This is a genomic window from Rhodococcus sp. R1101 (assembly GCF_000278445.1).
GTDB lineage: Bacteria > Actinomycetota > Actinomycetes > Mycobacteriales > Mycobacteriaceae > Rhodococcus > Rhodococcus gordoniae.
The window spans coordinates 1-5,698 of the sequence record NZ_AJVB01000245.1; the positions used below are offsets into that span (position 1 = coordinate 1).

Below are 5,698 nucleotides of genomic sequence, written 5' to 3' on the forward strand. Positions count from 1 at the left end.
ACGGCAGGGGAGCGGTGACGGCACCTGCCACCGGCCGCGAGGTGTGGTCCGGTGCCGCGACAGGCATCGGTTCGTGGCCCGGAACGGACCCGCGCGAGGCCGCTGCGGTCGTCGTCGGCGAACTCACCGATCTGCCGCATCTCGTCGAGTTACCGGCGCGTGGGCTCGGCGCCGATATCATCGGGCGCGTCAGTGCGCTGCTCGTCGACATGTATCTGGACACCTCGACCACCGGATATCGCCTGGCGTCGCGGCGCGGCACCGTGGCCGCCCGGGCGCGCGACCTGCTCGCGCAGGATCTCGACGCGCTCGAGGAGGCCTGGGAACGCGCCGGCTCCGACGCCACCCGCCCGGTGAAGGTACAGTCCGCCGGACCGCTCACCCTCGCCGCCCACGTCGAACTCGCCACCGGGCGACGGGTGCTCACCGACCGCGGTGCCGTCCGTGAGCTGGCCGAATCGCTCGGGGAAGGGCTGGCCCGGCACGCGGCCGAGATCACCCGCCGGATCGGTGTGCCGGTCGTCGCGCAACTCGACGAACCGTCGCTTCCCGACGTGCTCGCCGGAACGCTGAAGGGCCGGACCATTCTCGAGACCGTGCCCGCGGTCCCGGATCCGGAAGCGCTGGACGTGCTCGACACGACGATCCGGGGCACCGGACTGTCCGTCGCGGTGCACTGCTGCGCGGACACCTTCCCGGCCGATTTCCTGCGGCGCAGCGCTGCCGAGGCGGTCGCATTCGACGTCGGTCGTGTGCGACGCTCCGACCTCGACGGACTCGGGGAACTCTTCGACTCCGGCACGGTCCCGATCCTGGGGCTCGTGCCTGCCACCGCTCCGGCGTCGACGGGCTGGCGCGAGTACGCGGCACCGGCCGTCGATCTGATCGACCGGCTCGGTTTCCCCCGGAAGGTGCTGCACTCGGTGGCGGTGAGTCCGGTCTGCGGGCTGGCCTCGGCGTCCACGGACGGGGCGCGGGCCGCCCTGCGTTCCGTGCGCGACGTCGCCTCGGCGTTCGCCGAGGAAGCCGACACACTCTGAGCGTTCCTGTCGGCTCCCTCGACTAGGCTTGCAGGCTGTGAGTGAACCGACGGACGCACCCATCACCGCTCCTCCGGAGGCGCGTGAGCGCTGGCAGGATCTCGCCGAACAGGTGCGCGAGCATCAGTTCCGCTACTACGTGCGCGACGCCCCCGTCATCTCCGACGGAGAGTTCGATGCGCTCCTCGGCGAACTGCAGGCGCTCGAGGAGCAGTACACCGAACTCCGCACGCCGGATTCGCCCACTCAGCTCGTCGGCGGCGGATTCGCCACCGAGTTCGGCGCCGTCGAACATCTCGAACGCATGCTCAGCCTCGACAACGTCTTCGCAGAGGACGAATTGCGTGCGTGGCTTTCGCGTGCCGAGGCCGAGACCGGCACACACCCCGACTATCTGTGCGAGGTGAAGATCGATGGTGTCGCGCTGAGTCTGGTCTACGAGAACGGCAAACTCGTCCGCGCCGCCACCCGCGGCGACGGCCGCACCGGCGAGGACGTCACCCTCAACGCCCGCACCATCGACGACGTTCCCGAAAAGCTCACCGGCAATGACGAATACCCGATTCCCTCGTTGCTCGAGGTGCGCGGGGAGGTGTTCTTCCGGCTCGAGGACTTCCAGACCCTCAACGCGGGCCTGGTTGCCGAGGGCAAACCGCCCTTCGCCAATCCGCGCAACTCGGCCGCCGGGTCCCTGCGGCAGAAGAATCCTGCCGTCACCGCGCGGCGGCGCCTGCGTATGTACTGCCACGGCTACGGCCGAATGGAAGGCTTCGAACCCCGTTCGCAGTCCGACGCCTACGCGGCCTTCGCGGCCTGGGGGTTGCCGGTCTCCCCGCACACCGCGCGCGTGCAGGGTGCCGAGGCGGTCGTCGAGCGGATGCGTTACTGGGGCGAGCACCGGCACGACGTCGAGCACGAGATCGACGGTCTCGTGGTCAAGATCGACGACATGGGACTGCACCGCCGCCTCGGCGCCACGTCCCGGGCTCCTCGTTGGGCGATCGCCTACAAGTATCCGCCGGAGGAGGTCACCACCAAGCTCCTCGACATCCGTGTCAGCGTCGGGCGTACCGGGCGCGTGACCCCGTTCGCCTACATGGAACCGGTCACCGTCGCCGGGTCCACGGTCTCGCTCGCGACGCTGCACAACGCGTCCGAGGTGGAGCGCAAGGGCGTGCTGATCGGCGACACCGTGGTCATCCGCAAGGCCGGCGACGTGATCCCCGAAGTGCTCGGCCCCGTCGTCGACCTGCGCGACGGCACCGAATACCACTTCGAGATGCCCTCGCAGTGCCCGGAGTGCGGCACACCTCTAGCTCCCGCGAAAGAGGGCGACGTCGATCTGCGCTGCCCCAATTCGCGGTCGTGCCCGGCGCAGTTGCGCGAACGAGTCTTCCACGTCGCGGGTAGGGGAGCGTTCGACATCGAAGCGCTCGGTTACGAGGCGGGCACGGCGCTCCTCGAGGGGAACGTCATCGCCGATGAGGGCGATCTGTTCTCACTCACGGCAGAAGACCTCGAACGCATCCCGTTCTTCCGTACCACCAAGGGCGTGCTGTCGAAGAACGGCGAACGCCTACTGCAGAATCTCGACAAGGCGAAGGAGCAACCGCTCTGGCGCGTGCTGGTCGCCCTGTCGATCCGGCATGTCGGACCCACTGCGGCGCGCGCCCTGGCCACCGAGTTCGGCAGCCTCGACCGGATCCGGTCCGCGTCCGTCGAGGAGCTCGCGGCCGTCGAGGGCGTCGGACCGACGATCGCCGCCGCAGTGACCGACTGGTTCACTGTCGACTGGCACGTCGCCATCGTCGACAAGTGGGCGGCAGCGGGCGTGCGGATGGCCGACGAGCGCGACGAATCCATTGTGAGGACCCTCGAAGGACTGTCGATCGTGGTCACGGGCACGCTCGCGGAATTCTCCCGCGACCAGGCCAAGGAAGCCGTCGTCGCGCGTGGTGGCAAGGCGGCCGGATCGGTCTCGAAGAAGACCGCCTTCGTCGTGATCGGCGACAATCCGGGGTCGAAGGCCGACAAGGCGGCCGATCTCGGGGTGCCTGTGCTCGACGAGGACGGTTTCCGGATTTTGCTCGACGAGGGGCCCGACGCTGCTCGCGCCTATCTGGAAGGGCGCGAAGGAGAGAACTGAGACGCTTCCCGCCGGCAGGTGTCCTGTCGACGGATTCTCAAGGAGCCGTAGCGGACTCGTGTTCCTCGGCGCTTCGCCTACCGAGGAACACCGCCGCGGCCAGGAGGAAACAGATCGCGCCGACGAACGTGCCGGCGTTGGCCAGGCTCGGGTCGAGAGTATTTCCGTCGCCGAGGATGAACGAACCGACCGCGGAGACCCCGAAAGCGATCGACCCGAGCATGTTCAGCCATCCGCTGATCCAGTCCTTCGAGCGCGGCGCCCAATGCGAGCCGGACCGCCAGAGGATCGCGCACGCGATGGCGCTCGACGCCAGGAAGCACAGGGAACCTTCGAGATTGGGGTTCCACACCAGGTGCACCTCACCCTTGACGGTGTGGGCGTGCAGTGCGGCTCCCGTGCTCACGTTGAACAGCAACGTACCGATGAACTGGGTGAGCGAGGCCAGCCAGTCGGCGCGGATCGCCGGGCTGCCCTTGTCGGAGACGGTCGCCGGCCCGCTCCGCATCAATTGGACGAATGCCGCACCCGTGAAGAACCAGGAACCCACGAAGAACGAAGTATTTGCACCTGCGGTGCCGAGAAGCGTCGAAATTCCGGGTGCCGAACCCAATGCGAACAGGGCGGCCCCGATAGCGAATCCCCAGGACTGCATGCGCAATGTCGGGTGAATCAGCATTGGCGCAGTATAAGTCGGAGATTGGAAATTTGTGCGTTTTCGGAAGAAACTGTCCGATCCGATAGGTGCAGGTCAGAGTATATTTCATAAAAAGGGTGAATGGTCGGGGTGAATTAGCCCGGAAACTTGTCGGTTGGTAGGAAACCGTGTTCGATGCGCGTTAGCGTCCCAGCCATGACGGAGACCGGTAAGTCCACCCATCGCCTCCTTTTTCGTAATGTGCGAGTTTTCGACGGAATTTCCGGAGAACTCGTCACCGGCGACGTCCTGATCGACGGCGACCGCATCCTGGCCGTATCCGCATCGCCGATCGGCGACGAACCCGGCCGCGAAACCGACGTGATCGACGGCGGCGGGCGGGTTCTCATGCCCGGCATGTCCGACGCGCACGTCCACCTCGTCGGCAACGCGAACTCCTATATCGACATGGTGATGGGCAGCGAAGCGCACATTGCGCTCAACGGCCTCGCGGAGGCCCGCAACATGCTGCTGCGCGGCTTCACCGCCGTCCGCGACATGGCCGGCGACACCGGCAGCATCAAGTCGGTGATAGACCGGGGGCTGTTCGACGGACCTCGGATCTACCCGTCCCAGGCCGCGATCTCGCAGACGTCCGGGCACGGCGACTTCGGCTTCGTCTACGAATGCCCCACGGCCCTCGGAGGCGACCAGGCGCGCGCCGAACAGATCGGCTTCATGCGGGTCGCCGACGGTGAGGACCGGGTCCTCGCAGCCGTGCGCGAGCAACTCAAGAAGGGCGCATCGCAGATCAAACTGATGGTCGGCGGCGGGGCGGCGTCCATGTACGACCCGCTGTACACCGTCCAGTTCATCGACAAGGAACTGCGGGCCGCGGTCCAGGCGGCGTCCGACTACGGCACCTACGTGGCCACCCACGTCTACAACGTCACCGGGATCCGCCGCGCGGTCGCGGCCGGAGTGAAGTCGATCGAGCACGGCCACCTCGCGGACGAGGAAACCGTCGCGCTGCTGGCGGAGAAGGAGGTGTGGTTGTCGATGCAGCCCTTCGCGCTCGGTGATCACCACTATCCCGATCCGGATCGTGCGGAGAAGGACAAGCAGATCTGCACCGGCACCGACCACGTCTACGAGTGGGCGCAGAAGCACGGCGTGAAGACCGCATGGGGAACCGATCTGCTGCTCGAGCCGCAGATCGCGCCGCGCCAGAGCGAGATGGCCGCGCGGCTCGGCGACCACTACAGCAACCTCGACGCGCTGCGGATGCTCACCTCCGGCAACGCCGAACTGTTCCGGCTCGCCGGCGAGCGCGATCCGTACCGGCAGGCCCGATGGGGCGTGATCGACAAGGGTGCCTGGGCGGACGTGCTCCTCGTCGACGGAAACCCGCTCGAGGACCTGAGTCTGATCGCCGATCCGGCCAAGAACCTGTCGGTCATCGTGAAGAACGGCCACGTCGTCAAGAACGGCCTGTGATCGTGGACGTGTATCGGACACGACACCACGCCCCACTCGTTCGGCGCAAGGACGGTCGGTGACCCACTACGGACAGCACAGCGACGCAGGAGCATGGGACGAGTTGTCGGACGAACAACTCGAGGATCGCTTCGTCGCGGACGGAAACTACGGCGGAACATCGGCGGGCACAGCCGGACCGGACGATCTCGGGACCCCTCCGTACGGAGCTCCGGCCGTGCAGCAGGCGGTTGCCCGCCAGACCCCGGGCACGCTCGTGTCTGCGCGCGGGATCGAACTCCACGGACCGTGGGGTCACGTCTTCGGCCCCCTCGACCTGGACCTCGACGCCGGGGGCGTGACGGTTCTGGCCGCACAGGCAGGTGCCGCACGGACCGC

The 5,698-nt window shown here is 67.3% G+C and carries 4 protein-coding genes and 1 pseudogene; 4 read left to right on the top strand and 1 reads right to left on the bottom strand.

Translation table 11 applies throughout. The annotated features are described in order from the left end of the window. The first annotated feature begins 14 nt into the window (after positions 1-14). Entirely contained in the window at positions 15-1,040 is a 1,026-nt protein-coding gene (locus R1101_RS0114970; RefSeq protein ID WP_016934209.1) for a methionine synthase, read from the top strand. Positions 1,041-1,077: 37 nt separating this feature from the next. Further along, positions 1,078-3,186: an NAD-dependent DNA ligase LigA gene (gene ligA / locus R1101_RS0114975; protein ID WP_016934210.1), complete on the top strand. Its 2,109-nt coding sequence runs from the start codon at positions 1,078-1,080 to the stop codon at positions 3,184-3,186. Positions 3,187-3,223: 37 nt separating this feature from the next. Here ligA and R1101_RS0114980 read toward each other — a convergent pair whose 3' ends face one another. After that, positions 3,224-3,865, bottom strand: coding sequence for a hypothetical protein (locus R1101_RS0114980; RefSeq protein ID WP_016934211.1), 642 nt, complete (start codon positions 3,863-3,865; stop codon positions 3,224-3,226). 174 nt (positions 3,866-4,039) lie between these two features. Here R1101_RS0114980 and R1101_RS0114985 point away from each other — a divergent pair, with 174 nt between their 5' ends. Next, on the top strand, positions 4,040-5,320 hold the full coding sequence (locus R1101_RS0114985) for a metal-dependent hydrolase family protein (RefSeq protein ID WP_037223612.1): 1,281 nt from the start codon (positions 4,040-4,042) through the stop codon (positions 5,318-5,320). 58 nt (positions 5,321-5,378) lie between these two features. Next, positions 5,379-5,698: pseudogene (locus tag R1101_RS0114990) on the top strand (hypothetical protein); the annotation flags it as partial.

What these genes read in the sequence shown, in the direction of transcription:
- R1101_RS0114985 (WP_037223612.1), top strand. Translation starts at nt 4,040, where the DNA reads ATGACGGAGACCGGTAAGTCCACCCATCGCCTCCTTTTTCGTAATGTG.
- R1101_RS0114980 (WP_016934211.1), bottom strand. Translation starts at nt 3,865, where the DNA reads ATGCTGATTCACCCGACATTGCGCATGCAGTCCTGGGGATTCGCTATC.